Source organism: Streptomyces sp. NPDC021225, assembly GCF_044332865.1.
Lineage (GTDB): Bacteria > Actinomycetota > Actinomycetes > Streptomycetales > Streptomycetaceae > Streptomyces.
The window spans coordinates 628,767-653,022 of record NZ_JBIRPV010000001.1 but is presented as its reverse complement, the minus strand read 5'-3'; the positions used below and the strand labels follow the sequence as shown (position 1 = coordinate 653,022).

The 24,256-nt window shown below is 72.2% G+C and carries 19 protein-coding genes; 3 read left to right on the top strand and 16 right to left on the bottom strand.

Annotated elements, in window-relative coordinates:
- Nucleotides 1-4: 4 nt before the first annotated feature.
- From nadD to ACH4S9_RS02885, 3 genes are all read right to left on the bottom strand, one after another.
- On the bottom strand, nt 5-616 hold the full coding sequence (gene nadD / locus ACH4S9_RS02895; protein WP_311722468.1) for a nicotinate-nucleotide adenylyltransferase: 612 nt from the start codon (nt 614-616) through the stop codon (nt 5-7).
- A gap of 59 nt (nt 617-675) precedes the next feature.
- Nucleotides 676-837 carry a hypothetical protein gene (locus ACH4S9_RS02890; RefSeq protein ID WP_398369385.1) on the bottom strand — a complete coding sequence of 54 codons (162 nt, stop codon included), beginning with the start codon at nt 835-837 and terminating at the stop codon, nt 676-678.
- Between the two features lie 66 nt (nt 838-903).
- Nucleotides 904-1,056, bottom strand: coding sequence for a hypothetical protein (locus ACH4S9_RS02885; RefSeq protein ID WP_311722948.1), 153 nt, complete (start codon nt 1,054-1,056; stop codon nt 904-906).
- Between the two features lie 110 nt (nt 1,057-1,166).
- On the opposite strand from ACH4S9_RS02885, the gene ACH4S9_RS02880 reads away from it, so the two are divergent.
- The gene (locus ACH4S9_RS02880) at nt 1,167-2,393 is read left to right on the top strand and encodes a M48 family metallopeptidase (protein WP_398369383.1); all 1,227 of its coding nucleotides are present in this window, start codon (nt 1,167-1,169) and stop codon (nt 2,391-2,393) included.
- A gap of 136 nt (nt 2,394-2,529) precedes the next feature.
- On the opposite strand, the gene ACH4S9_RS02875 is transcribed toward ACH4S9_RS02880, so the two are convergent.
- The 5 genes from ACH4S9_RS02875 to proB all read right to left on the bottom strand — a co-directional run bounded on the left by ACH4S9_RS02875 (nt 2,530) and on the right by proB (nt 7,813).
- Nucleotides 2,530-3,612, bottom strand: a complete 1,083-nt coding sequence (locus ACH4S9_RS02875) for a hypothetical protein (RefSeq protein ID WP_385341913.1) — start codon at nt 3,610-3,612, stop codon at nt 2,530-2,532.
- 118 nt (nt 3,613-3,730) lie between these two features.
- Nucleotides 3,731-4,381: a hypothetical protein gene (locus tag ACH4S9_RS02870; RefSeq protein ID WP_311722463.1), complete on the bottom strand. Its 651-nt coding sequence runs from the start codon at nt 4,379-4,381 to the stop codon at nt 3,731-3,733.
- A 145-nt stretch (nt 4,382-4,526) separates the two neighbouring features.
- Nucleotides 4,527-5,834: a glutamate-5-semialdehyde dehydrogenase gene (locus ACH4S9_RS02865; RefSeq protein ID WP_398369380.1), complete on the bottom strand. Its 1,308-nt coding sequence runs from the start codon at nt 5,832-5,834 to the stop codon at nt 4,527-4,529.
- Nucleotides 5,835-5,966: 132 nt separating this feature from the next.
- Nucleotides 5,967-6,473 (bottom strand): hypothetical protein, encoded by a 507-nt coding sequence (locus ACH4S9_RS02860; RefSeq protein ID WP_311722460.1) that lies wholly within the window; start codon nt 6,471-6,473, stop codon nt 5,967-5,969.
- 212 nt (nt 6,474-6,685) lie between these two features.
- On the bottom strand, nt 6,686-7,813 hold the full coding sequence (gene proB / locus ACH4S9_RS02855) for a glutamate 5-kinase (RefSeq protein WP_358845794.1): 1,128 nt from the start codon (nt 7,811-7,813) through the stop codon (nt 6,686-6,688).
- Between the two features lie 474 nt (nt 7,814-8,287).
- On the opposite strand from proB, the gene ACH4S9_RS02850 reads away from it, so the two are divergent.
- The gene (locus ACH4S9_RS02850; protein WP_398369378.1) at nt 8,288-10,399 is read left to right on the top strand and encodes a hypothetical protein; all 2,112 of its coding nucleotides are present in this window, start codon (nt 8,288-8,290) and stop codon (nt 10,397-10,399) included.
- 104 nt (nt 10,400-10,503) lie between these two features.
- Here ACH4S9_RS02850 and obgE read toward each other — a convergent pair whose 3' ends face one another.
- The 5 genes from obgE to ACH4S9_RS02825 all read right to left on the bottom strand — a co-directional run bounded on the left by obgE (nt 10,504) and on the right by ACH4S9_RS02825 (nt 18,276).
- Nucleotides 10,504-11,937 (bottom strand): GTPase ObgE, encoded by a 1,434-nt coding sequence (obgE, locus tag ACH4S9_RS02845; protein WP_311722458.1) that lies wholly within the window; start codon nt 11,935-11,937, stop codon nt 10,504-10,506.
- Nucleotides 11,938-12,082: 145 nt separating this feature from the next.
- Nucleotides 12,083-12,340 carry a 50S ribosomal protein L27 gene (gene rpmA / locus ACH4S9_RS02840; RefSeq protein ID WP_311722457.1) on the bottom strand — a complete coding sequence of 86 codons (258 nt, stop codon included), beginning with the start codon at nt 12,338-12,340 and terminating at the stop codon, nt 12,083-12,085.
- 14 nt (nt 12,341-12,354) lie between these two features.
- On the bottom strand, nt 12,355-12,675 hold the full coding sequence (rplU, locus tag ACH4S9_RS02835; RefSeq protein ID WP_311722456.1) for a 50S ribosomal protein L21: 321 nt from the start codon (nt 12,673-12,675) through the stop codon (nt 12,355-12,357).
- Between the two features lie 302 nt (nt 12,676-12,977).
- Nucleotides 12,978-17,279 (bottom strand): ribonuclease E/G, encoded by a 4,302-nt coding sequence (locus ACH4S9_RS02830; protein ID WP_398369375.1) that lies wholly within the window; start codon nt 17,277-17,279, stop codon nt 12,978-12,980.
- A gap of 220 nt (nt 17,280-17,499) precedes the next feature.
- Nucleotides 17,500-18,276, bottom strand: coding sequence for a TIGR03936 family radical SAM-associated protein (locus ACH4S9_RS02825; protein ID WP_311722453.1), 777 nt, complete (start codon nt 18,274-18,276; stop codon nt 17,500-17,502).
- A 383-nt stretch (nt 18,277-18,659) separates the two neighbouring features.
- Between ACH4S9_RS02825 and ACH4S9_RS02820 the strand changes: the two genes are divergently transcribed.
- Nucleotides 18,660-19,355 carry a type 1 glutamine amidotransferase domain-containing protein gene (locus tag ACH4S9_RS02820; protein WP_398370496.1) on the top strand — a complete coding sequence of 232 codons (696 nt, stop codon included), beginning with the start codon at nt 18,660-18,662 and terminating at the stop codon, nt 19,353-19,355.
- 36 nt (nt 19,356-19,391) lie between these two features.
- Here the strand turns inward: ACH4S9_RS02820 and ACH4S9_RS02815 are convergent, their stop codons facing one another.
- The 3 genes from ACH4S9_RS02815 to rodA all read right to left on the bottom strand — a co-directional run bounded on the left by ACH4S9_RS02815 (nt 19,392) and on the right by rodA (nt 24,212).
- A complete protein-coding gene (locus ACH4S9_RS02815; RefSeq protein ID WP_385341901.1) occupies nt 19,392-21,353 on the bottom strand; it encodes a TIGR03960 family B12-binding radical SAM protein in 1,962 nt (653 codons plus the stop codon).
- Nucleotides 21,354-21,425: 72 nt separating this feature from the next.
- The gene (locus ACH4S9_RS02810; RefSeq protein WP_398369372.1) at nt 21,426-23,018 is read right to left on the bottom strand and encodes a CHAD domain-containing protein; all 1,593 of its coding nucleotides are present in this window, start codon (nt 23,016-23,018) and stop codon (nt 21,426-21,428) included.
- Nucleotides 23,019-23,078: 60 nt separating this feature from the next.
- Nucleotides 23,079-24,212, bottom strand: a complete 1,134-nt coding sequence (gene rodA, locus ACH4S9_RS02805) for a rod shape-determining protein RodA (RefSeq protein ID WP_311722917.1) — start codon at nt 24,210-24,212, stop codon at nt 23,079-23,081.
- Between the last annotated feature and the right edge of the window lie 44 nt (nt 24,213-24,256).

The following is a 24,256-nucleotide window of genomic DNA, read 5'->3' as shown; positions in this document are numbered from 1 at the left end:
CCCTTCAGCAGTCGTGCCGGTACAACTCACGCTTGTCGATGTAGCGCACCACGCCGTCCGGCACCAGGTACCAGACCGGCTCACCGTGGGCGACCCGGGCCCGGCAGTCCGAGGAGGAGATCGCCAGCGCCGGCACCTCCACCAGCGACACCCCGCCCTCCGGCAGCCCCGGATCGGCCAGTATGTGGCCGGGCCTGGTCACCCCGATGAAGTGCGCGAGTGAGAACAACTCCTCGGCGTCCCGCCAGGTGAGGATCTGGGCGAGCGCGTCCGCGCCGGTGATGAAGAACAGGTCCGCGTCACTGTTCAACGCGCGCAGATCGCGCAGCGTGTCCGTGGTGTACGTGGGGCCGCCCCGGTCGATGTCGATACGGCTGACCGAGAACTGCGGGTTCGACGCCGTCGCGATCACCGTCATCAGATAGCGGTCCTCGGCCGGGGACACCTTCTTGTGGCTCTTCTGCCACGGCTGCCCGGTCGGCACGAACACCACTTCGTCGAGGTGGAACTGCGAGGCGACCTCGCTGGCGGCGACCAGGTGACCATGGTGGATCGGGTCGAACGTCCCGCCCATCACCCCGAGCCGCCGCTTGACGTGCCCCTTCTGCTCTTCCATGCGAGCAGACCCTACTGGGCCCGGCCCGGCGCCGGGACCCATGGAGAGTGTGACCTCGGTCAGCGGTCCCGGTTGAAGCGCGTGGTGATCCACAGCAGCAGGAAAAGGATCACCAGGGCCCCGCCGCCGGTCATGTAGGGGCTGATGCTCGGATGGTTGTCGACGTGCTCGCCCTCGGCGGCGAGAGTCGTCAGGGCGTGCACGGCGCTGTAAGCGGTCATCGCAGGCAGAACCTATCCGGGTCGAGGCGGGCAAGTGCGTCCGCCACATCGTATGCGAGCCGGATCTCAGTCCTGCTTGTACCCACGCAACAGGAACCAGGCGAGCAGCACGGCGCCCACGATGCCCACCACGAGGACGATGCGCAGCAGCGCGCCCGGCCCGGTGTCCTCCTTGGAGACGGCGACGAGCACTTCGTTGAGACCAGTCATGTCAGTCATGTCAGGCATCCCTCCACGCTAACCCCCGCCCCGCGGACGGCTCCGCCCGGCCTACGCTGGTGGGGGCATCGACCATGCAGTCAAGCCGAGCGGTTCGGCGAGGGGGCCAGATGAGCAACAGCGACATGTCCAACGGCGGGGGCGGCGGCTCGGAGCGGGTGCCGGGGCGTGACCGGCAGCGGTTCCCGGACATCTCCTCACGCGCGTACGAGCACCCGGCGGACCGCTCCGCGCTGGTCGCGCTGCGCAAGCTGACCGGCTTCGACGTGGCCTTCAAGGCGCTGAGCGGGCTGCTGCCCGAGCGGAGCCTGCGGCTGCTGTATCTGTCCGATTCGGTGCGGGTGAGCGACCGGCAGTTCGCACATCTCCACGACATGCTCCGGGACGCCTGCTACATCCTGGACCTGGACAAGATCCCCGCGATGTATGTCACACAGGACCCGAAGCCGAACGCGATGTGCATCGGCATGGACGAGCCGATCATCGTGGTGACCACCGGCCTGGTCGAACTGCTCGACGAGGAGGAGATGCGGGCGGTCGTGGGCCACGAGGTGGGCCATGCGCTGTCCGGGCACTCGGTCTACCGCACGATCCTGCTGTTCCTGACCAACCTGGCGATGAAGGTCGCCTGGATCCCGCTCGGCAATGTCGCGGTGATGGCGCTGGTGACGGCGTTGCGCGAGTGGTTCCGCAAGTCGGAGCTGTCCGCGGACCGCGCGGGGCTGCTGGTCGGGCAGGACCTGAAGGCGTCGATGCGCGGGCTGATGAAGCTCGCGGGCGGCCACCACCTGCACGAGATGAACGTGGACGCCTTCCTGGAGCAGGCCGAGGAGTACGAGGCCGGCGGCGATCTGCGGGACTCGGTTCTGAAGATCCTGAACATGCTGCCGCGCACCCACCCGTTCACCACCGTGCGCGCCGCCGAGCTGAAGAAGTGGGCCGCGACCCGCGACTACCAGCGGATCATGGACGGTCACTATCCGCGGCGCGACGAGGACAAGAACACCTCGATCAGCGACTCCTTCAAGGAGTCGGCGAACCACTACGCGGAGTCGGTGCGCGGCAGCAAGGACCCGCTGATGGCGTTTGTGCGGGATGTGGCGGGTGGCGCGGGCGACCTGGGCAGCAAGCTGCGCGAGAAGTTCACGGGCGGCGGCGCCCCGTCCGCCAAAGAGGCGCCCAAGGACCCCTCCCAGGGCCCGTCCCGGGATTCGGCCCAGGATTCGGGCCGGGATTCGGGCCGGGATTCGGGCCGGGATTCGGGCCGGGACTCCGCCGAGGGCGGCCCTGGCGACGGCACCCCGCCCCAGGCCGGTCCCGAGCCGGATCGTCCGTAGCGGTCAGGAAGCCGACCCAGCGGCTGAGCCAAAGGGCGCGCCCCTGTCGAAAGGGGCGAGGAGGAGGGAGCGAGGCACGAGCGACCGTGCGACGAGCGCCGTCGACAGGGGACCCGAGCGCCCGGAGGCGAAGCCGCTACGAAGAAGGGTGCAGGTGCGGCATGGCTTGTGGAGAGAGCACGCCGCACAGGGACGCCGTGGGGCGGCCGGAGGTGTACGGGTCGGTGCCGGGCGGTGCGTCGCCCTTGGCGCTCTGCCCGGCCAGCAGCGGCCGCAGATACCCGGCGGCGTTCGCGGCGCACGCCTGCGGGCCCGCCAGCACCGAGCTCTGCGCCACCTCCAGGTGGTGGTCGCGCAGATCGTCGCGGTCGAAGCGGAAGCGCGTCTCGCGCCGCACGGTGAACAGCGAGGCGTGGTCGGTGCCGCCCTCGTGGGGCCGCCGCACGGCGTAGACGAAGGTGTGGTCGGCGGTGACCTCCAGGGTGGCGGCGTTCCGCTCGATGGCCGTGAGGGTGCCGTGGACGCGCACCACGGGCGCGGCCAGCGCCACCTCGGCCGGGTTGAAGCGGGTCAGCCAGCCGGTGGCCGCGTACCGGCCGTCGTCGACCGGGTGTTCGAAGCTGCGGTCGAACTGGTCGAGCTGGTCCGGGTCGAGCAGCAGCCGCACGGAGCGCGCCTCGCCGCCGGTGAGCACGGCCGGGTCGAGCGACGACTTGACGAGGTATTCCTTGGCCGTGGTGAGCGCGGTCATCACCTGGCTCTCGGAGAAGCTGTGGGTGCGCCGCACACCGGGCAGGGTGACGCCCTCGGCGCCGGTGGCGTACGTGGCGGCCGGGCTGTTCTCGAACAGGGCCGCGGGCTCCCCGCCGGGCACCTGGCCGCGCGGCGCGAGCGGCACCACGCTGCTGCGCATCGGCTCGACAGCCTGGGGCGGGGGGCTCTGGTAGGGGTGCCGCACGCCCATGTAGACGGCGGCCGCGAAGGCGAAGGCGATCAGCAGCACCAGAAGGACGGCCTGGCGCGAGGCGCCCGCCCGTGCCCAGGCGTGGCGGCTGCGCACCGCCCTGGCGTGCTCGCCCATGCGCTCCTGGGCCGAGAATTCCTGGAGCCGGGCAGCGCGGACGAACGACTCGTCGAAAACGACGGAGCGATACTCGTCGTCACCACCTCCCGGGACGCCCTCGGGGGTCCCCTCAGGAGGGTTTCCACGCCCGGTCATACCTCAAGAGTAGGTCGCGACAGCCCCCGGTAAACGCGGTGATACTCCACAACTTCGGTCACAGACCCGGCCGGGCGCCCCGGTCGCGCGCCCCGGCCCCGGCTCGTTCAGGGCCGGTTCACGGCGAGGGCGGCACCGCCGTGGCGGTGGCGACCGGCGCGTCCGAATCAGCGGACCCCGACGGCGCTGACGGCTCCGTCCGCCCCGACGGCACGTCGGCCGGGCGGTCGGCGGGCGTGGCGTCCACGCCGCTGCTGGCGGGCGGCGGGGCGGGGTTCTGGCGGTTGCCCGAGGCGCCGCGGTAGACGGCCGTGAAGGCCAGCGCGACCACCCCGATGCCCATCAGGACGGCCAGCAGCCAGGCCACCGGGCGGTGCCAGCGGGCATGGCCGCGGTAAGGGCGCCCGGCGCTGCCGTACCGCCCGTACGGGCCATAGGCGCCGTCGGCGTCCCGGTCGTGGCCGAATCCGTCGGCCGGGTCGCCGTCGTCGTCCTCATAGCCGAACTCGCCGTCGGGGCCGTAGCCGTCGTCGTAGAGCTCGTCCTCCGGGGAGACCCCGGCGGTGCGGCGGCGGGACGCCTCGGCGTCGGCGCGGGCCTGTGCGGCGGCCAGCATCCGCTCGATGGCGGTGGGTTCGTGGATCGCGGCGGATCGTACGAAGTCCTCGTCGAATACCACGGTGGCGAACTCGTCGTTCGCTTCCCCGTGGCTGCGGTCGTCGGGCTCCTCGCCGTCCGGGAACGGCTTGCCTCCCACGTCGTCCGGCACCCATTCAGAGTAGACCGGACGGGTCAATTTGGGCAGGGTGAAATGGTATTCGGGGGAACGGAGGGCTGAGGCGGGGCGCCGCAGCCATCACCCGACCGGAGTACCCGCTGACGGTCCGTGGCATCCCCCGTTCGGGGGACGCCACTCAGCGCGTGTGACCGTCTCCGGTGACGATGTACTTGGTCGAGGTCAGCTCGGGCAGGCCCATGGGGCCGCGCGCGTGCAGCTTCTGCGTGGAGATACCGATCTCGGCGCCGAAGCCGAACTGGCCGCCGTCCGTGAACCGGGTGGACGCGTTGACCGCGACCGTCGTCGAGTCCACCAGCTGGGTGAAGCGGCGGGCAGCCGCCTGGGAGGTGGTGACGATCGCCTCGGTGTGACCGGAGGACCACAGTCGGATATGGGCCACCGCGGCGTCCAGGGAGTCCACGACGGCCGCCGCGATGTCGTACGAGAGGTACTCGGTCTCCCAGTCGTCCATCACCGCCGGGACGACCGTGGCCTTGGACCCTTCCCACTGCTCTGCGGCGGCCAGCACCCGCTCGTCGGCGTGCACCGTCACCCCGGCCTCGGCCAGCGCGTCCAGCGCGCGCGGCAGAAACTCGGGCGCGATGTCCTGGTGCACCAGCAGCGTCTCGGCGGCGTTGCACACGCTGGGCCGCTGGGCCTTGGAGTTCACCAGGATCTCGACCGCCATGTCGAGGTCGGCCTGCGCGTCCACGTACACATGGCAGTTGCCGGTGCCGGTCTCGATGACCGGGACCGTGGACTCCTCGACGACGGTACGGATCAGCGACGCGCCGCCGCGCGGGATCAGCACGTCCACCAGGCCGCGGGCGCGCATCAGCTCGGTCACCGACTCCCGGCTCTCGCCCGGCACCAACTGCACCGCGTCCGCGGGCAGTCCGGCGCCGCCGACCGCGTCGCGCAACACCTTCACCAGCGCGGTGTTGGACTGGTACGCGGACGACGAGCCGCGCAGCAGCACGGCGTTGCCCGACTTCAGGCACAACGCGGCGGCGTCCACCGTGACGTTGGGCCGGGCCTCGTAGATGATTCCGACGACACCGAGCGGCACCCGCACCTGGCGCAGGTCGATCCCGTTGGGCAGGGTCGAGCCGCGCACCACCTCGCCGACCGGGTCGGGCAGCGCCACCACGTCCCGTACGTCCGAGGCGATGGCCCGCACCCGCTCGGGGGTGAGGGTCAGCCGGTCGACGATCGCCTCGCTGGTGCCGGCCTCGCGCGCCCGCTCCACGTCGACCGCGTTGGCCTCGAGGATCTCCTTGGTCCGCACCTCGAGCGCGTCGGCCATCGCCAGCAGCGCGTCGTCCTTGGCCGCGCGCGGCAGCGGGGCGAGGTCGGCGGCGGCGGCCCGGGCCCGGTAGGCGGTCTGGAGGACCGGGGACTTCGGCCAGGGGTCGGTGAGGGGCGAGGTCGGTGCGCTGGTCATGCATGAAGCCTACTGAGCGTCCGACCCTGTGCCCTCCGCCGTCCCGCTTTTCGAGACGGAATTCTCACGACGGGAAAAGCCGCGCCATAGGGACGCGCTGTTGAGGAGCACGAGCCCTAGGGACGCCCCGGCTCAGTACGGGTGCACCCCCACCGGCGAGGCCGGCGGCGGGCCGTACCCCTCCGCGACGCGCTGGTGATAGGTGTCGCGGTCGATGACCTCGAGGCCGACGATCTCCCAGGGCGGCAGCTTGGCCGTGGACCGGTGCTCGCCCCACAGCCGCAGGGCCACCGCCGCCGCGTCGTGCAGGTCCCGGGCCTCTTCCCAGTAGCGGATCTCGGCGTGATCGTTGGCGTAGCGGCTGGTCAGCAGGAACGGATGGTCATGGGCCAGCCGCTCGAGCGCCTGCCGGACATCCCTCAGCGGCGCCTCGGCACCGGAGAGGCTGAGGGTGACATGCCACAGGCGGGTGGCCTCGACGGGCGCCTCCGCCGCGCCCACCGCCTCCGGCACCTCCCTCGCCCCGGCGCCACCGGTTCCGACGCCGGGACCGGTTCCGACACTCGTCGCGGTCCCGACACTGGTAAGGGTGCGCGCCGCCGCTTTTTTGGGCGGCGCCCCCGAGCGCCCTCGTCTCACCGGCGGCCTCCTGTTGCTCGCTGCCCCGCTCACGCCCCACGCGGAGCCGGTGTTGTGCTGCGGTTACCCGCGGTTCGGTGTACGGGCCCGCTGCCGGTGCGGCCCCGTGCAACAAAGTTGACCAGCCCACGGGAGGCCGCGGGGCGGTTTTCCGGAAGCTCTCCGTTGAATGAACGGACTTGTCGGATTTTCTCTCCCCTGAGTGACGTCCGTCACCTGTGCAACACGACCAGGTCGTCCCGGTGTACGACCTCGCGCTCGTACGCCGGGCCCAGCTCCCGGGCCAGCTCGCGGGTCGACCGCCCGATCAGCCGGGGAATCTCCTTGGCGTCGAAGTTGACCAGCCCGCGGGCGACGGCCCGCCCCTCGGTGTCGCGCAGCTCCACCGGGTCCCCCGCGGTGAACTCGCCCTCCACCGCCGCGATACCGGCCGGCAGCAGCGAGGTACGGCGCTCCACCACGGCCCGCACCGCCCCGTCGTCCAGGGTGAGCGCCCCGCGCGGGGCGGAGGCGTGGGCCAGCCACAGCAGCCGGTCGGCGGAGCGGCGGCCGGTGCGGTGGAAGAACGTGCCGGTGGGGCGGCCCAGCAGGGCGTCACCGGCCCGGCTGGCGGAGGTGAGCACCACCGGGACACCGGCCGCGGCCGCGATCCGGGCCGCCTCGACCTTGGTCACCATGCCGCCGGTGCCCACCCCGGAGCGGCCCGCGCTGCCGATCGAGATGCCGTCCAGGTCCTTGGGTCCGGTGACCTCGGCGATCCGGGAGGTACCGGGGGTCCGGGGGTCGCCGTCGTACAGGCCGTCCACATCGGAGAGCAGCACCAGCAGATCGGCCCGCACCAGATGGGCGACCAGGGCCGCGAGCCGGTCGTTGTCGCCGAAGCGGATCTCGTCCGTGGCCACCGTGTCGTTCTCGTTGACGATCGGCACGGCCCCCATGGCCAGCAGCTGGTCCAGCGTGCGGGTGGCGTTGCGGTAGTGGGCGCGGCGGCTGGTGTCGTCGGTGGTGAGGAGCACCTGGCCGACCCGGCGGCCGTAGCGCGCGAAGGAGGCGGTGTAGCGGGCCACCAGCAGGCCCTGGCCGACGCTGGCGGCGGCCTGCTGGCGGGCGAGGTCGCGCGGGCGCCGCTCGAGCCCCAGCGGCGCCAGGCCCGCGGCGATGGCACCGGAGGAGACCAGGACTATCTCCTTGCCGTCCGTGTCACCGGGGCCGCCCGGGCCGTCCGCGAATTTGGCGAGGACGTCGACCAGCGCGTCGACCCGGTCGGCATCCAGGCCCCCCGCCGCGGTGGTGAGGGAGGACGAGCCGACCTTGACCACGATCCTGCGGGCCGCGGTCACCTCGCCCCGTACTGCCGCGGACCCGTCCTGCTCGCTCACACCGCTCCCCTGCTCGTCTGCTCGTCCCCTGGTGTTCTGCCCGTCCACGCCGTGACGAGCGCACTCCTACACACTCATCATGACAAGCCGGCAATGTACGTCAGCCACGGCATCGCACGCCCGCGCATTTCAGCCCCTGGACGCCACCGGGACTCGCCCCTGGACGCCCCCACGGACGCCTCTGGGCCGACGGGCCACACCCTGGACGCAGCCGGGGGCCCTTCGGCCGCCCGAGAGTCGCCCACAGGCCGCCTGCCGGACTCCTGGAAGCCTCCCCGGCGTCGCCCTCCGGTCGCCCGGAGCGCCTCGGGCCGATCCTTTGGACCCGTTTCGAGGCGGTTGGCGCGGGCGCGGATTGTCACCGGGCCTGGCGGCGGCATACGGTCAGGGGTCCCCCCATACATTTCCCTCGTTCTCCTGCCAGGAGCTCAACCCGTGCCCTCTGCCGGAACCGCCCCCCGCCGGGCCGTACAGCTGGCGGCGCTACTCGCGATGCTGGTGTTCTTCACCACACAGCTCGTCGGCGCCGTGCTCCCGAACGTGCCCCTCCTCATCGCCGCCTCGGCGGGTGGCCTCGCGCTCGATCTCTATCTGCAGCACAAGCAACCGGGACTGCTGTCGCTGCTGAGCAAGGTCCGCCTCGACGTCACGGTGCGCCAGCTGTTCAGAGACATGCTCATCATGGTCGGACTGCTGCGCATAGAGGGCATCGACCCGCTGCACGAGCAGGCGCCGCTCACGGTCGGGCTGCTGCTGTTCTATGTGACGCACTTCGCCTGCCAGGCCGTGGCCATACTGGTCCGCCGCACCCGCCAGCTGCCGTTCGTCACCCGCAACATCGACGCGTCGGCGCTGGGACTCAGCGACGCCCCGCCACGGCTGTTCGCCCGCCAGCACGGCCGTCGGCTGGTGCGCCTGTCGGTGCCGGTCACCGTCGGCCTGCTGATCACCGCGGGCACCGAGAACGCCGTGTGGGGCGCGATCGGCGTGGCCGTCGGCCTGCTGATCGCGATCGCCGGCACCGTCCACCTGGGCACCTGGCTGCTGCCGCGCAAGCGCGTGGCCGGTGAGGCCAAGGCGCTGGCGTGGCTGGACACTTGGCTGGCGGAGTACCAGCCGACCGTGGGCATGTACTTCTCCGGCGGCACCACCTCCGCGTACCAGGCGAACATGTGGCTCTCCACGCTCGCCGCGCTCGACGGCAAGCCGATCATCGTGCTCCGTGAGCGCTTCATGGTGCAGAAGATCGAGGCGACGGACGTGCCGATCGTGTGTCTGCCGAAGGTCGCGCACCTGATGCGGCTGGAGCACTCGACGCTCAAGGTGCTGCTGCACCCGGCGAACTCCGGCAAGACCTCGCAGGTGTTGCGCATCCCGTCGATCAAGCACGCCTTCATCAACCACGGCGAGAGCGACAAGCTCTCCAGCTGCAACCCGTACGCCAAGGCGTATGACGAGGTGTGGGTCGCGGGTCCGGCGGCGCGCGAGCGCTACCAGCTCGCCGACATCGGCGTCGAGGACAAGGACGTCGTCGAGGTCGGCCGCCCGCAGCTGGCGCCGATCCGCCCCTACGCGGCCACGCCCACCGGCGCGCTCGGCGGCGCGGGCGAGGAGCACTTCACCACCGTGCTGTACGCGCCGACCTGGGAGGGCTGGGACGGCAACCCGGGCAACACCTCGGTCATCCTGGCCGGCGAGAACATCGTCCGCGAGCTGCTCGCCGACCCCAAGGTGCGCCTCCTCTACAAGCCGCACCCGATGACCGGCTCGGTCGAGCCGCGCGCGGGCCGCGCCAACGAGCGCATCCAGGCGATGATCGTCGAGGCCAACGCCAAGCGGAGCGGCGCCCGGCCCGGCCCGGAGGCCGCCGCCGAACTGGCCCGCCGCACCGATGAGCTCAACCGCCTCACCAGCGCCTCCTTCCGTCCCAGCGCGGACGAAATCGAGCGGATGAACCTCCAGGGCTCCCCGGACAAGGACCGCGCCGCGGTCGTCGCCGCGGCCACCGCGGCCTGGGAGAACGCCTATTGGGCCTCGATGCCGGTGTGGGAGCACCAGATCATCACCGGCCCCCGGCCCGCCATCTTCCCCTGCTTCAACCAGTCGGACCTGCTGATCAGCGATGTCTCGAGCGTGGTCTCGGACTACCTGACCAGCGAGAAGCCGTACGCGGTGGCGAACACCAGCGGGCTCACCGAGGCCGAGTTCAAGTCGGGCTTCCCGACGGTGCGCGCCGCGACCATCCTCGCCCCGGACGCGAAGGGCGTGGCCGAGCTCCTGAAGTCGGTCCGCGACCCCGAGAAGGACACCCACGTGGCCGCCCGCGCCGAGCTGAAGGTGCATCTGCTGGGCCCGTCCGACCCGCCATCGCTGGTGCGCTTCGACCAGGCCGCCCAGGACCTGTGCGCCGAGGCCGACGCCCGCCGCGCCCGGATGGCCACCCGCCTGGCGGACGAGATCCCCGCGCAGCGCGAGGCCAGGGACGCCGCGGAAGAGGCGGAGCCGGAGTCGGGCTCGCCCGAGGCGGAGGAGGCGGCGGCGGTCTGACGCCGCACACGCCCCACACAGCCTCAAGAGCACGGCGAGGGCCCCGGGAGAAAGCTCCCGGGGCCCTCGCCGTGCTCTGGGCGTTCAACCGCGCCGCGCTCGCCCTAGAAGGGGTTGAACGCGTCGTACTCGGCCTCGGCGTCGTCCCGCTCCGCGTCGCGGTCACGGCGGCGCTGGGCGGCCGGGCGCGGGGCCTCGAAGCGGTGGTCCTCGCCACGGCGGCCGAGCATCTCCGCGCCGGCCGTGATGGTCGGCTCCCAGTCGAAGACGACGGCGTCGTCCGTGGCGCCGATGACGACCTCGTCGCCCGACCGCGCCCCGGCCTTCACCAGCGCCTCCTCGACGCCCAGGCGGGCCAGCCGGTCGGCGAGATAGCCGACGGCCTCGTCGTTGTTGAAGTCGGTCTGGTGGACCCAGCGCTCGGGCTTCTCGCCCACCACCCGGTAGAAGCCGTCCTCGGCGACGACCTTGAAGCCCGCGTCGTCCACGGCCTTCGGGCGGATGACGATACGGGTCGCCTCCTCCTGGGGCTTGGCCGCCCGCGCCGCCGCGACGATCTTCGCCAGGGCGAACGAAAGCTCCTTGAGGCCGTGCCGGGAGACCGCCGACACCTCGACGACCTGGTAACCCCGGGCCTCCAGATCCGGCCGGATGATGTCGGCGAGGTCCTGGCCGTCGGGAACGTCGACCTTGTTGAGGGCGACCAGCCGCGGCCGGTCGCCGAGGCCGCCGTACTGCGCCAGCTCCGCCTCGATGACGTCCAGGTCGCTCAGCGGGTCGCGCTCGGACTCGAGCGCCGCCGTGTCCAGGACGTGGACGAGCACCGAGCAGCGCTCGACATGGCGCAGAAACTCCAGGCCCAGGCCCTTGCCCTGGCTGGCGCCCGGGATCAGGCCCGGCACATCGGCGATGGTGTAGACGGTGGAGCCCGCCGTCACCACGCCGAGGTTGGGCACCAGGGTGGTGAAGGGATAGTCGGCGATCTTCGGCTTGGCGGCCGAGAGCACCGAGATCAGCGAGGACTTTCCGGCGCTCGGGTAGCCGACCAGCGCCACGTCCGCGACCGTCTTGAGCTCCAGGACCACATCCCCGGCCTGGCCCGGCTCACCCAGCAGCGCGAAGCCGGGGGCCTTGCGGCGGGCCGAGGCCAGCGCGGCGTTGCCCAGGCCCCCGCGGCCGCCCTGGGAGGCGACGAAGGTGGTGCCCTGCCCGACCAGGTCGGCCAGGACGTTGCCCTGCTTGTCGAGGACGACGGTGCCGTCCGGGACGGGCAGGACCAGGTCCGTGCCGTCCTTGCCGGAGCGGTTGCCGCCCTCGCCCGGCTTGCCGTTGGTGGCCCTGCGGTGCGGGCTGTGGTGGTAGTCGAGCAGCGTGGTGACCGACTGGTCGACGACCAGGATCACATCGCCGCCACGGCCGCCGTTGCCGCCGTCCGGGCCGCCGAGCGGCTTGAACTTCTCGCGGTGCACGGAGGCGCAGCCGTGGCCTCCGTTACCCGCGGCGACGTGCAGCTCGACGCGGTCCACGAAGGTGGTCATGACGCTGTGCCTCCAAAGTAGCTACGTACGGTACGCCTTACGTACCGAATGTCTTAGGCGTAACGCACCGAGGGCGGACCCGCTTCCCCGTCACGGGAAAGAGCGGTCCGCCCTCGGAAAGGTGTGTGGTGTCGCCCCGGGCTGATTACTCAGCGACCGGAACGATGTTCACGACCTTGCGGCCACGCGCGGTGCCGAACTGCACCGCACCGGCGGCCAGCGCGAACAGCGTGTCGTCGCCGCCACGGCCGACGCCCGCACCCGGGTGGAAGTGCGTGCCGCGCTGGCGGACCAGGATCTCACCCGCGTTGACGACCTGGCCGCCGAAGCGCTTGACGCCGAGCCGCTGGGCGTTGGAGTCGCGACCGTTCCGAGTGGACGATGCGCCCTTCTTGTGTGCCATGTCTCCTCAGTCCCTTACTTCGCAGCCGCGTCGATGCTGGTGACCTTCAGCGCGGTGTGCAGCTGACGGTGACCGATCCGCTTCCGGTAGCCGGTCTTGTTCTTGTACTTCAGGATGTCGATCTTGGCGCCCTTGTGGTGGTCCACAACCTCGGCGTGCACCTTCACCCCGGCCAGCACCCACGGGTCGCTGGTCACGGCGTCACCGTCGACAACGAGCAGAGTCGAGAGCTCCACCGTGTCGCCGACCTTGCTGCTGGACAAACGGTCGACCTCGATGACGTCGCCCACGGACACCTTCTGCTGGCGGCCGCCGGTGCGCACGATTGCGTACACGCGGTTCTCACTCTCTCGTCAGTAATCGGGACCTCTGATGCCAGCCGCTCCCCATCGACCGGCACGGTCAGTGGTTCACCGATCACCTGCGTACGTCCACGAAGGGATGCCCAGGCAACGGCGAGCGGCCTCTCCCGGCGGGGCGGGAGGGATTTGCTCAGGGGTTGGCGTACAAACGCCGACGGTCAAGGTTACGGGGCCGGGACCAGGGGGTCAAACCGGGGCCGGGGCGGGGGCGCCCGCCCCAGTCGGGTGGACAACCCCCGCCCCGGATCCCGGTGCGGCGTGCTCGGTCGCCGGTGTCAGTCGTCGGTGGAGGCCGAGACCGAGGACGGCGTCTGCTGCTCCGCCGCCGCGGTCTTCTTGGCCACCGACTTCTTGGCCGTCGTCTTCTTGGCCGCGGTCTTCTTGGCGGTCGTCTTCTTCGCCGCCGTCTTCTTGGCCGCGGCCTTCTTCGCGGGCGCCTTCTTGGCGGCCTTGCGGGCCGTCTTCTTCGCCGGCGCCGGGGCCGCCGCCTCCTCAGGCTCCGCCGCGGCCTCGGAAGCCGCCTCGGAAGCCGTCTCAGCGGCCGTCTCGGGGGCCGTCTCCGGGGCCTCGGGCTCCGGCTCCGGCCCGGCGTCCTGGGCCGCGCTGACGACCACCACGGCCGCCTCCTCGGAGCCCGCAGGCGAGCCCGCGGGAGCGGACACCTTCCGGGTCACCCGGCGGCGCGTACGCGGCGCGGACACCGGCTCCGGCGCGACGGCCGGCTCCGGCTCAGCCGCCGCCTCGGCCTTCGGCTCCTCGGCCGGGGCCTCCTTCGGCTCCTCGACCGGCAGCACGACCACGGCCGCCTCCGGCTGCTCCGCGGCCTTCGGGGCGCCCGCGGGGGCGGTCACCTTCCGGGTCGCCCGGCGCCGCGTACGGCCACGCGTCGCGGCCGCCTCGGCCTCCGCGGCGCTGCTGTACAGCTCCTCGTCGGCGGCGAAGGTCACCGGCTCCGGCGCGTGCCGGTGCTCCGCGGCCTCGGCGGCGGCCTCGGCCACCGTCTCCGGCTCGGCCTCGACCACGGCCGCCTCGGCGGCCTCAGCGGCCTCGACGACCTCCGGCGCCTGCTCGGGCTGGGCCGCCGCGCCCTTCTTCTTCTTGCGCTTGCCGCCACCGCCGACCGCCGTCGGCTGGTCCATGTGGACGAGCAGACCACGGCCGTTGCAGTGCACGCAGGGCTCGGAGAACGACTCCAGCAGGCCCTGGCCGACCCGCTTGCGGGTCATCTGGACCAGGCCCAGCGAGGTGACCTCCGCCACCTGGTGCTTCGTACGGTCCCGGCCCAGGCACTCCAGGAGGCGCCGCAGCACCAGGTCCCGGTTGGACTCCAGCACCATGTCGATGAAGTCGATCACGATGATGCCGCCGAGGTCGCGCAGCCGCAGCTGGCGCACGATCTCCTCGGCCGCCTCCAGGTTGTTCCTGGTGACCGTCTCCTCCAGGTTGCCGCCCTGGCCGGTGAACTTGCCGGTGTTGACGTCGACCACGACCATCGCCTCGGTCCGGTCGATCACCAGGGAGCCGCCGCTGGGCAGCCACACCTTGCGGTCCAGCGCCTTCATCAGCTGCTCGTCGATCCGGTACGTGGCGAACACGTCGACGTCCGACGTCCACCGCTGAAGCCGGTCCGCGAGGTCGGGGGCGACGTGCGAGACGTATCCGTGGATCGTGTCCCAGGCGCCGTCGCCGCTCACGATGACCTTGGAGAAGTCCTCGTTGAAGATGTCGCGGACGACCCGGACGGTCATGTCCGGCTCGCCGTAGAGCAGCGTCGGGGCGCCGCCGCCCTTCGCCTTCTTCTGGATCTCCTCCCACTGCGCCTGAAGCCGCTTGACGTCGCGGGACAGCTCCTCCTCGCTCGCGCCCTCGGCCGCGGTCCGGACAATAACGCCCGCGTTCTCGGGGACGATCTTCTTGAGGATCTGCTTCAGACGCGCGCGCTCGGTGTCCGGCAGCTTGCGGCTGATGCCGGTCATCGAGCCCTCGGGCACGTACACCAGGTAGCGGCCGGGGAGGGATACCTGGCTGGTCAGCCGGGCGCCCTTGTGACCGATCGGGTCCTTGGTGACCTGGACCAGCACGGACTGGCCGGACTTCAGCGCGGTCTCGATCCGGCGCGGGCCGTTGGACAGCCCCAGCGCCTCGAAGTTGACCTCGCCCGCGTAGAGCACGGCGTTGCGGCCCTTGCCGATGTCGACGAAGGCGGCCTCCATCGACGGCAGGACGTTCTGCACCTTGCCCAGGTAGACGTTGCCGACGTAGCTGTTCGACTGTTCCTTGTTGACGAAGTGCTCGACGAGGACATTGTCCTCCATCACGCCGATCTGGGTGCGCTCGCCGTTCTGCCGGACGACCATCACCCGCTCGACCGCCTCGCGGCGGGCCAGGAACTCGGCCTCCGTGATGATCGGCACCCGGCGGCGGCCCTGCTCACGGCCCTCGCGGCGGCGCTGCTTCTTCGCCTCGAGGCGCGTCGAGCCCTTGATGGACTGCACCTCGTCGGCGCCGGACTCGGCCTCCTTGGCGCGCCGCTCCCGCGGCTCGCGGATCTTGACGACCGTACGCTCCGGGTCGTCGCCCGACTCGACCTCGGCGGCGTCCCCGCTGCGCCGGCGCCGGCGACGGCGGCGACGGCTGCTGCTGGTGCCGCCGGCCTCGTCCTCCTCGGACTCCTCGGCCCCGGCCTCGCCGGTGACCTGCTCGTCCGCGCCCTCGCCCGCGTGCTCGTCCTCGTAGCGCTCGCCGGCCTCGCCCTCGGCGCGGCCCTCCGCGCCCTCGGCGTCCGCGGCCTCGCCACGGCGACGGCGGCGGCCACCACGGCGACGGCGGCGGGCCGGGCGCTCGCCCGACTCCTCGTCGCCGTGCTCGCCGTCCGCGAGCTCGGCCTCCTCGGCGGTCTCGGCCGTCTCTTCGGCCTCGGCCTGCGCGGCCTGCTCGGGCTGTGCGGCCCGGGCGGCCTGGTCGTCGAACGGCTCACCGCGGCGACGGCGACGGCGGCGGGCAGCCGTGGGCGCCGCCTGCTCTGCGACCGCGAACGGCTCCTCGTCCTCCGCCTCGTCCGTCTCGTCCGCCTCCTCGGCGGCCGCGGCGGCGGCCAGGGCGGCGCTCTCCGGCGTCTGGAACACCGGCTCGGTGAACACCGGGGCCTGGAACACGGCGGTCGGCGGGCGCACGGCCCGGCGCCGGCCCCTGGCCGGAGCCTCCGGCTCGGCCTCGGCGGCCTCCGGCTCACCGGCCGACGGCCGCGGGGCCTCGGCCGACTCGTCGGCGGCGGGAGCGGCGGCCGTACGGGTCGCACGACGGCGGGTACGGGCGCGCGGCGCGGCGGTGTCCTCGTCGGCGGGGCTCTCGTCGGCAGGTGCGGCAGAGACCTCGGCAGCGGCGGCTGCCGCCTCCGGCGCCTCGGGCTCAGGCTCGGGCGAGCCTGCCGGGGCGGTCGCCTTACGCGTCGCCCGGCGGCGGGTACGCCGCGCGGTCGGCTCGGCCTCCTCCGCCGCCTCGGCACCGGACTCGGACGCGGCCTGGGCGGCGGCGTCAGCGGTCTCGGCGGTCTCGGCGGGCTGGGTCTCTTCCGTCGCGGCGGCCTCCGGCGAGCCCGCCGGGGCGGTCGCCTTGCGCGCCACCCGACGACGCCTGCGGACCGGCGCCACGGCCTCCTCATCGGCGTCCTCGCCGACGGGCTCCGACGCGGCCACGTCCTCCGCGACCTGCTCCTCGCCGGTCGCCTTGCGCGTCGCCCGACGACGCTTACGGACCGGCTCGTCGGCCTCGCCGCTCTCGGCAGCGGCCTCGTCGGATTCGGCGGCGACGACGGTCTCGGCCTCGGCCGCCTCCGGCGAAGCGGCCGGAGCGGACACCTGGCGGGTCGCGCGACGGCGCTTGCGCACCGGCGCCGCCGCCTCGGCGGCCTCATCGGACTCCTCGGCAGGCTGCTCGTCGGCCGCCTCGTCGGGCACGGCAGCGGCCTCGGCGGCGACAACGGTCTCAGCGGTCTCTGCCGGACCGGCAGGAGCGGACGCCTGGCGGGTCGCACGGCGACGCCCGCGCACCGGCGCGGCGGCCTCCTCCACGACATCGGCGTCCTCGGCGGTCTGGGCGGCCACCTCCGGCGAGCCCGCCTCAGCGGTCGCCTTGCGCGTGGCCCGGCGGCGTGTGCGCGGCGCGGGCACCGGCTCCTCGGCCGGTGTGCCGTCCTCAGCGGCAGGAGCGGACTCCGCCGCGGAGAGCGCGGTCTCGGCGGTCTCCGGCGAGCCCGCCGGGGCCGTCGCCTTGCGCGTGGCGCGACGGCGCGTACGCGGCGCGGGCACCGGCTCCTCCGCCGAAGCGGACGGCGCGGCGGCCTGGGGGTCGAGGTCGGTGGTCGAGGCGGCCGGTATGGCCGGAGCGGCGGACTGGGCCGCCTCGTCGCTCACCACTGCCGCGGGCGGGCCGGCCGGCCGGGAGGCCGCGCGGCGGCGGCGCGGCGGCAGGGTGTCGCTTGGGGTGTTGTTCTCGGTGGTGTCCCTGGGGGCGACGGCACGCTGAGCGGGCTGTCCCAAGGGCTGGATAGGTTCGATCGGCTCAATAGGCTCGAGCATGCGGGCGTTTCTCCCGTCACGCTCCCGGGCGCCGCGTCCGCGTTCGGCGGCAATTCGCGCTCTGCGCGATTGCCGCCGCCCGCGGCGCGGGCGCCGCACGGGAGCTGTCGTCTCACTCGCCGGGACCGGAAATGCCGGGACCGGCGAAAGTCTCCTGGTCAGTGCGCCTGCCGGACCCGGGGTGGCTCCCTGGTGCACCGGCGGCGCATCGACGGCGGTCCTACGCGGAACCTTCCGGCGCCATCGCGGCGGTCAGCCCGGCGGCCGTGGGTGGGGCGGCCGGTACTGCCTCGCGATCGGGCGCGAGCGGGTCGGTCACCGTGCCGGACTCCTCATCGAGCAGCCCCTGCGCCAGCCTGGTCACCGCTGCGGGGACCGGCGGCGCCAGGTCGGCCGTAGCGCGGAGACCGGACAGGACGTCGTCGGGTCGCACGGCAGGTGTCAGATGCCGTACCACCAGCCGCAGTATCGCACAGGCAGGGTCCCCCGGCCTATCGACCGGGGCCGCGAGGGCCTCGAGCCGGGCGACGGCACCACGTGCGTCGAAGGACCGCAACCCGTTTTTCGTCCGGCGCTCGACCTCGACCGTTTCGGCGGCGAGGAAGGCGGCGACGGCGCGCTCGGCCTCCTCGGGGGCGACCCCGCTCAGCCGGATCTCCCAGACGGAGGCCTGAAGCCGATCGGCCAGGCCCGGCGTATGGGCCTCGACGGCCTCGGTGACGTCGAGCCCGGCGGGCAGCGACTCGTCGAGGAGCTCACGCAGCCTTTCGGGGTCGCGCGCCTCGGTGAGCTGGATCTCCAGGTACTCGGCCTCACTGCCCGTGCCGGTGGGTGCGGCATTGGCGTACGACACCTTGGGGTGCGGGGTGAACCCCGCCGAGTACGCCATGGGCACCTCGGCGCGGCGCAGCGCCCGCTCGAAGGCGCGCTGGAAGTCGCGGTGGCTGGTGAACCGGAGGCGGCCGCGCTTGGTGTAGCGCAAACGAATGCGCTGCACCGCGGGTGCGGGCGGCGGGCCTTCGGGCTGTCGCTTGCCCAGGGGTCCTTCTCCTTGCCGTCGAAGCCTTGCTGTCGAGGTGTTGCGATCGAGGTGTTGCGATCGAGGTGTTGCTGTCGAACGCCGGAGGCCGGGCCCTCACCTTGTGCGGGTGCGCGGCCCGTGCCCCTTCCAGCGTACTTGTCGGGCCGTGGGTTACTTGACGGCCGTCGGCGGTGGCAGCTTCCTGCCCGTCGGTCCGATCCGGATTCGCGTGTCCATGCGCGGGCAGAAGCGTCTCTCTCGGCTACGACTGTGTCCCGGAGAGTCACTGGACTTGCCGGGCTGCTGTGCCGAGCGTGCAATGAATGTGCGAGCTGTTCTCGGGCGGGGAGGTGGGCGCCGTGGCGAAAGTCCTCTTCATCGTGAGTGGGGCGACGTATTGGGTGCTCAAGGACGGCACCAGGCATGCGACGGGATATTGGGCCGAAGAGTTCGCGATGCCCTACAAGAAGATCACGGAGGCCGGCCATGACGTCGTGGTCGCGACACCCGGCGGTGCGATCCCGAACGTCGACATGATGAGCCTGCGCCCCTCGATGGCGGGTGGTGAGGACGGAGCCCTCGAACTGGAAGCCATCATCCGCGATGCCGAGGTGTTGCGTCGGCCCCTCAAACTTTCGGACGTCCGTCTCGAGGACTACGACGCGGTGTATCTGCCCGGTGGTCACGGTCCCATGTCGGACTTGGCGTTCGACGCCGATGCCGGCCGCCTGCTGACGGCGCAACTCGCCTCCGGCGACCCGCTCGCGATCGTATGCCACGCCCCTTCCGCGATGCTGGCCACGAGAATGCACGGCGAGTCACCCTTCAAGGGCTACCGGGTCACGGGCTTCACCAATGAGGAGGAAGAGGCGGTCGGGCTGGCCTCCAGGGCAACGTGGCTGCTGGAGACCGAACTCAAGGACCAGGTCGGCGTCGAATTCAGCCGCGGCCCGATATGGGAGCCGTACATGGTCGAGGACCGCAACCTGATCACCGGACAGAATCCCCACTCAGCAGCGACTCTCGCCGATCGGCTGCTCGAGATCCTCAAGTGACCGTGTAGATCAGGGTGCGGCACCTCGCCCTCGCCCTCAGTGCGCGTGACCACTCACGGCGGGCGTCGGACCAGCGTTCTTGACCGTCAGAGGCAGCAGCTTCTTGCCCGTCGGTCCGATCTGGATCTGCGTGTCCATCTGCGGGCAGACGCCGCAGTCGAAGCACGGGGTCCAGCGGCAGTCGTCGACCTCCGTCTCGTCGAGGGCGTCCTGCCAGTCCTCCCAGAGCCAGTCCTTGTCGAGGCCGGAGTCCAGGTGGTCCCAGGGCAGGACCTCCTCGTAGGCGCGCTCGCGGGTGGTGTACCAGTCGACGTCCACGCCGAACTCGGGCAGCGCCCGCTCGGCGCACTCCATCCAGCGGTCGTAGCTGAAGTGCTCGCGCCAGCCGTCGAAGCGGCCGCCGTCCTCGTAGACCGCGCGGATGACCGCGCCCACCCGGCGGTCGCCGCGGGAGAGCAGGCCCTCGACGATGCCCGGCTTGCCGTCGTGGTAGCGGAAGCCGATGGAGCGGCCGTACTTCTTGTCGCCGCGGATCTTGTCGCGCAGCTTCTCCAGGCGGGCGTCCGTCTCCTCGGCGCCGAGCTGCGGGGCCCACTGGAAGGGGGTGTGCGGCTTGGGGACGAAGCCGCCGATCGAGACGGTGCAGCGGATGTCGTTCTTGCCGGAGACCTCGCGGCCCTTGGCGATGACCTTCATGGCCATGTCGGCGATCTGGAGCACGTCGTCGTCGGTCTCGGTCGGCAGGCCGCACATGAAGTACAGCTTCACCTGGCGCCAGCCGTTGCCGTACGCGGTGGCGACGGTCCTGATCAGGTCGTCTTCCGAGACCATCTTGTTGATGACCTTGCGGATGCGCTCACTGCCGCCCTCGGGGGCGAAGGTGAGGCCGGAGCGGCGGCCGTTGCGGGTGAGCTCGTTGGCGAGGTCGATGTTGAAGGCGTCCACCCGGGTCGACGGGAGCGACAGCCCGATCTTGTCTTCCTCGTAGCGGTCGGCGAGGCCCTTGGCGACGTCGCCGATCTCGGTGTGGTCCGCGGAGGACAGGGACAGCAGGCCGACCTCCTCGAAGCCGGTGGCCTTGAGCCCCTTGTCGACCATCTCGCCGATGCCGGTGATGGAGCGCTCGCGCACCGGGCGGGTGATCATGCCCGCCTGGCAGAAGCGGCAGCCGCGCGTGCAGCCGCGGAAGATCTCGACGGACATCCGCTCATGGACGGTCTCGGCGAGCGGCACCAGCGGCTGCTTCGGGTACGGCCACTCGTCCAGGTCCATGACGGTGTGCTTGGAGACCCGCCACGGCACGCCGGAGCGGTTGGGCACGACGCGGGAGATCCGGCCGTCGGGCAGGTACTCCACGTCGTAGAACGCCGGCACATAGACGCCGCCGGTGCGGGCGAGGCGGAACAGCAGCTCGTCCCGGCCGCCGGGGCGGCCCTCGGCCTTCCAGGCGCGGATGATCTCGGTCATCTCCAGGACGGCCTGCTCGCCGTCCCCGATCACCGCGCAGTCGATGAAGTCCGCGATCGGCTCGGGGTTGAACGCGGCGTGACCGCCCGCAACCACGATGGGGTGGTCCTCGGTGCGGGCCTTGGCCTCGAGCGGGATCCCGGCCAGGTCGAGCGCGGTCAGCATGTTGGTGTAGCCGAGCTCGGTGGAGAAGGAGAGCCCGAAGACGTCGAAGGCCGCGACCGGGCGGTGCGAGTCGACGGTGAACTGCGGCACCTTGTGCTCGCGCATGAGCGCTTCGAGGTCCGGCCAGACGCTGTACGTGCGCTCCGCGAGCACGCCCTCGCGCTCGTTCAGTACCTCGTAAAGGATCATGACGCCCTGGTTGGGCAGACCGACCTCATACGCGTCCGGGTACATGAGCGCCCAGCGGACGTCGCAGCTGTCCCAGGCTTTGACGGTGGAGTTCAGCTCCCCGCCCACGTACTGGATCGGCTTCTGCACATGCGGGAGCAGGGCCTCGAGCTGCGGAAAGACCGACTCGACAGACATCCGGAAGACCTTCGTGAGCTGACAAGGGTGACCCCCAAGCCTAACCCGCCCGGCGGACACTCCTGACGCCGCTCACGGCCGCAGCGCCGCCCGGTGCTTCTCGCGCGAGACCTCGGCCCACAACGCGGGCAGCTCGGCCTCCCGCCGCGCGGCCAGCGCCTCCTCCCGGGCGTACAGGACGCCGAAGGTGAAGTCGCGCTCCCCGGCGGCGTGCGCCTGCTCGGCCAGGTCGCGCAGCGCCTCGCGGGCGACCACGCTGTCCTGGTGGTCGCCGAGCAGATCCTGGAGCTCGGTCATGAGCCCCGCGAACGCCTTGGCGGGCTTGCCGAGCGCGGGGCGGGCGGCCTCGGCGGCGTAGCGGGCGCGCTTGGCCTTCTTGCGCGCCTCGTGCACGGCGAGGTCCCGGTCGTGCCCGGGGGGAGCGGCGAGGGCGGCGGCGACAAGGGCGGCGAGCCGTTCGTAGTCGCGCAGCACGGCCGCGAGGATCACGTCCTCGGCGGGGCGGTCGGCGGCGGGCCGCAGCGGCGGGTCGGCGGACAGCGCGTCCAGGGAGGCCAGCAGGGCGAGGTGGCGCTCGCCGTCGAGCACGCCGATCAGCCGCTCGCGCGAACCGCGGCGGCTCGTCCGCGACCAGGTGCCCAGCCGCTCCGCCACGGGGCCGGCGCGCAGCCCGTCCGGGACCTCGGCGAGCCGCTCCTCGATCCGGGCGGTGAGCACCTCGCGGTCGCGGTCGATGCCGAGCTCGCCGGCCAGCCACTTCAGCTCGTCGCCGATGGGATCGGTGACGGCCCGGTCCAGGACCTTGCGGTAGGAGCGGAAGGAGCTGCGCAGGCGGCGGGTGGCGACACGCATGCGGTGGACGGAGTCGGGCGCGTCCAGGCGGACGGCGGGGTCGAGCGAGACGACGTCGGCTATCTGGGCGCGTGCGTAGCGGAGGACCACGTCGCCCGCCGTGGGCCCGGCGCCCTTCGCACCCTTGCCCGCCTTCTTGCCCGCCTTGGCTTTCTTGCCCGTCTCGGCCTTCTTGTCGGCCGACTCGGCGCCCTTCGTGCCGTCCCGCGCGACCCTGGTCTCGGCCAGCGCCCTGGCGAGCTTGGACGGTGCGGCCGAGCGGCGCAGCCCCGCCTCCGTCAGATGCGATTCGAGCGCGTCGAGGAGCGCCGGGTCGCCGCCCGGGGCGAGCTCCATCTCGACCTCCGTCCACCCCACCGGCTCGCCCTGCTCCGGGGTCAGACGGCTGGCGGTGACGCGGTCGGCGGACAGCTCGGCGAGCAGGGCGCCGTCGGCGTCCACGAGGTGTCTGACGTCCCGCTCGGACACCAGGCGGACCAGCGGGACGAGCCCCTTGTCGCGGACGCGGGAGCGTACGAGGGCGGCGAGCTCGGCGGGCAGCGTGTCCGACAGCGGGGCGCGGATCTCGTCCCGGGCGTCCGGCCCGGCGGGCAGCTTGAGGTGCCACCCCGCGTCGCTGCCGCCCGTGCGGCGGCGCAGGGTGATGCGGTCCGCCGCGAGCCGCTGGTCGGCGGTGTCGTAGTACGTGGCGTCCAGCGTGGCCACGCCCTTGTTCACGACCTCCGCGACGCCGGCGACCCCGGTCAGATCGGGGAGCCGGCCGTCGTCGGGGGCCTCGTACTTTCGCTCGATCTCACGCACCGTGTCCGCCATGACGTGAATGTACTGCTGTGCGGCGTTTGAGGGCAGCCCCGGCGTCGGGCGGATCGGGCGTCAGGCCGATACGGGACGCTGTACGCGGATCGACTGAAGCAGGCCGACCGCTATCCACACGGCGAACATCGACGACCCGCCGTACGAGACGAACGGCAGCGGCAGACCGGCCACCGGCATGATGCCCAGCGTCATGCCGATGTTCTCGAACGCCTGGAAGGCGAACCAGGCGATGATCCCGGCGGCGACGACCGTGCCGTAGAGCTCGGTGGTGTCCCGCGCGATGCGGCAGGCGCGCCACAGCACGACACCGAGCAGCACGATGATCAGGCCCGCGCCGAGGAAGCCCAGCTCCTCCCCCGCGACCGTGAAGACGAAGTCGGTCTGCTGCTCGGGCACGAACTGGCCGGTGGTCTGGGTGCCGTGGAACAGCCCCTTGCCGGTGAGGCCGCCCGAGCCGATCGCGATCCGCGCCTGGTTGGTGTTGTAGCCGACGCCAGCCGGGTCGAGGGCCGGGTTGGCGAAGGCGGCGAAGCGGTCGATCTGGTACTGGTCGAGCACGCCGAGCTGCCAGATCAGGACCGCGCCGATGACGGCCGCGCCGATCAGCCCCACGACCCAGCGGTTGGACGCGCCCGAGGCGAGCAGCACGCCGAGCACGATCACCGCCATGACCATCACCGAGCCGAGGTCCGGCATGAGCAGCACGATCGCGATGGGCAGCGTGGCGAGCCCGAGGGCCTGGACGACGGTGCGGTGGTCGGGGTTGACGCGGTCCCCCGCGTCCACGCGCGCCGCCAGCAGCATCGCCATCCCCAGGATGATGGTGATCTTGGCGAACTCGGAGGGCTGGAGGGAGAAGCCGCCGCCGATCACGATCCACGCGTGCGCCCCGTTGATGGTGGAGCCGAGCGGGGTGAGGACGGCGAGGACGAGGATCACGGACAGCGCGTACAGCACCGGCACGGCCCCGCGCAGTGTGCGGTGGCCGAGCCAGATCGTGCCGACGGCCAGCACCAGCCCGATGCCGGTGTTCATGGCGTGCCGGATCAGGAAGTAGTACGGGTCGCCCTGGTTGAGCTCGGTGCGGTTGCGGGTGGCGGAGTAGACGAGGACGGTGCCGATGGCGGACAGGGCCAGCGCGGCGAACAGCAGTATCCAGTCCAGGCGGCGCACGATCGAGTCGCGCGCCATGAGCTTGCCCCAGGTGCCGCGCTCGGGCGTGAACCGGCGCGTGG

What these genes read in the sequence shown, in the direction of transcription:
- nadD (WP_311722468.1), bottom strand. Translation starts at nt 616, where the DNA reads ATGGAAGAGCAGAAGGGGCACGTCAAGCGGCGGCTCGGGGTGATGGGC.
- ACH4S9_RS02890 (WP_398369385.1), bottom strand. Translation starts at nt 837, where the DNA reads ATGACCGCTTACAGCGCCGTGCACGCCCTGACGACTCTCGCCGCCGAG.
- ACH4S9_RS02885 (WP_311722948.1), bottom strand. Translation starts at nt 1,056, where the DNA reads ATGACTGACATGACTGGTCTCAACGAAGTGCTCGTCGCCGTCTCCAAG.
- ACH4S9_RS02880 (WP_398369383.1), top strand. Translation starts at nt 1,167, where the DNA reads ATGAGCAACAGCGACATGTCCAACGGCGGGGGCGGCGGCTCGGAGCGG.
- ACH4S9_RS02875 (WP_385341913.1), bottom strand. Translation starts at nt 3,612, where the DNA reads ATGACCGGGCGTGGAAACCCTCCTGAGGGGACCCCCGAGGGCGTCCCG.
- ACH4S9_RS02865 (WP_398369380.1), bottom strand. Translation starts at nt 5,834, where the DNA reads ATGACCAGCGCACCGACCTCGCCCCTCACCGACCCCTGGCCGAAGTCC.
- obgE (WP_311722458.1), bottom strand. Translation starts at nt 11,937, where the DNA reads ATGACCACCTTCGTGGACCGCGTCGAGCTGCACGTCGCCGCGGGTAAC.
- rpmA (WP_311722457.1), bottom strand. Translation starts at nt 12,340, where the DNA reads ATGGCACACAAGAAGGGCGCATCGTCCACTCGGAACGGTCGCGACTCC.
- ACH4S9_RS02830 (WP_398369375.1), bottom strand. Translation starts at nt 17,279, where the DNA reads ATGCTCGAGCCTATTGAGCCGATCGAACCTATCCAGCCCTTGGGACAG.
- ACH4S9_RS02815 (WP_385341901.1), bottom strand. Translation starts at nt 21,353, where the DNA reads ATGTCTGTCGAGTCGGTCTTTCCGCAGCTCGAGGCCCTGCTCCCGCAT.
- ACH4S9_RS02810 (WP_398369372.1), bottom strand. Translation starts at nt 23,018, where the DNA reads ATGGCGGACACGGTGCGTGAGATCGAGCGAAAGTACGAGGCCCCCGAC.
- rodA (WP_311722917.1), bottom strand. Translation starts at nt 24,212, where the DNA reads ATGGCGCGCGACTCGATCGTGCGCCGCCTGGACTGGATACTGCTGTTC.